The 1,847-nt window shown below is 64.1% G+C and carries 2 protein-coding genes; both read right to left on the reverse strand.

What is annotated here, in order from left to right:
- Window positions 1–1,031: siderophore-interacting protein (locus tag EN932_RS35305; RefSeq protein ID WP_164890818.1), on the reverse strand; the 1,031-nt coding region annotated here is incomplete at its 3' end.
- 125 nt (window positions 1,032–1,156) lie between these two features.
- Window positions 1,157–1,847: LysR substrate-binding domain-containing protein (locus EN932_RS35310; RefSeq protein ID WP_128369482.1), on the reverse strand; the 691-nt coding region annotated here is incomplete at its 5' end.

The raw sequence follows: 1,847 nt of genomic DNA on the forward strand, positions 1-1,847 counted from the left end.
GCCGTAACCAGGTGGCGGTCGCGCGGCAGGCCCCACTGTTTACGCACGATCTTGCGGATCTCCCGGAAATCGCCAAATTCGCAACCGACCCAGACGTACAGGCCGTCGGCAAGCGCCATGTGCTTGCGCTCGCGCAAGGCGGCGGACAACAGGCCCGCGGTGCCGGCCTCGCGGCCGTGCCGGTAAAGCCAGGTGATGTCGATATTATCCCCTTGCGCCAGCGCCATCCGGTCGTCCGGCCCATCGATCTCGATCAGCGCCTCAGCGCGTGTTGACGGCGGCAGATCTTCCAGAATCCTGCCTATGGCGGGAAGTGCTGTGTCGTCGCCGAGCAGAAGCAAGGTCTGCGCCACCGGAGCGTCGCCGCCACCGGGTCCGATCATGCCGATGACATCTCCCGCCCGTGCATTTTGCGCGAAGCTGGCGGCGGGCGTCTCCTGGCCGGGGTGCAGCACGAAATCGACATCGAGCCAGCCGCTTGCGGCATCCAGCGCCCGGATCGTGTAGACCCGCACGGCAAGCGCATCGTCGCCCGAAGGCCAGACAATCAAGCCATCGGCACCCATCGACGGCCAGAGCGGCTGGCGGCCAGCCGGCGGCAGCAGCAGCCGTATGTGCAGGCCGCCATGGCTAAACCGGCCGAGATCCTTACCGGCGAAGCGCAGACGCTGCATATGCGCCGAGAACCGCGTCGACGACATCACCGTGATCTCGCGGAAGAAGACCGGCATGCCGGCGTCAATGCCGTCGCCTTGCCAATGGATGCCCCTGGTCGTGCCGAGATGTTCGGCGACATGGCCGGCAACCGTCATCTTCATGTAGGACAGGCAGGTTTCGTCGGACGCCGCGACGCGGATCAGTACGCTTTCATTATCGAGCGTGGCGCTCAACGAACCATAATAGAGGCGAAGCTCCCATTGGTCGGCGACGCCGGTGTCGATCTCGAATTCGCTGTGCTCGGCGCGCAGCCGGTCCATCACCGACCTGATCGCCGCGTCGCTGATCCGGGTTTGCGCGCTCAATTGGTCCATCATTCAAGTCCTATGCAACAGTTCGGGGCAAGCGCCGCAGCGCCCCCGCGGTCAGCGGCATGCCACAGCCGCTCAAGCGCTTCCACACAAACATGACTATCACTGTCATATTATGCGATGAACGCCTAGCGCGCCGCAAGGCGATCGGGAAGGAAATCGACGAACACGCGCACCTTCGGCGACAAATGGCGGTTGGAAGGCCACAGCATCCGGAACTGGCCACGGCCGTCGACATGACCGTCGAGAACGGTACGCAGCCTGTCTTCGTGCAGCGCCTCACGCACCAGGAAATCCGGCATGCAGGCGATGCCGAGGCCGGCGATCGTGGCGCCCTTCAATGCTTCCATGTTGTTGCAGGTCAGCATCGAGCGGATCTGCGGTTCAGCGCTTCCGGTTATGAACGGCCACTCCAGCAGCCTGCCGCTGTTGAGGAAGCGGAAGTTTATGCCGAAATGCCTGATGAGATCCGCCGGCTCGCCGGGTGTGCCATGGCGCTCGAGGTAGGAGGGCGCCGCGCACAGCAGCATGCGGAAGGGCGCAACGGGTCTCGACACGAGGCGCGAATCAGGCAGCTCGCCGCTGCGGATCGCGACATCGATGCCCTCGTCGATGACGTCGACGATCCGGTCGTTGAAATCGATATCGAGCTCGATCTCGGGATAGCGGGCCATGAACTCCGACAGCACCGGCAGCAACAGATGATAGGTGACGATCGGGGTGGATATGCGCAGCCGCCCACGCGGTGTTTCCCGTGTCCGCGACAGCATCGCCTCGGCATCGTCGATGTCGTCGAGGATGCGGCGCACCCGCTCGTTG

The organism is Mesorhizobium sp. M7A.F.Ca.US.002.01.1.1 (genome assembly GCF_004022955.1).
Lineage (GTDB): Bacteria > Pseudomonadota > Alphaproteobacteria > Rhizobiales > Rhizobiaceae > Mesorhizobium > Mesorhizobium ciceri.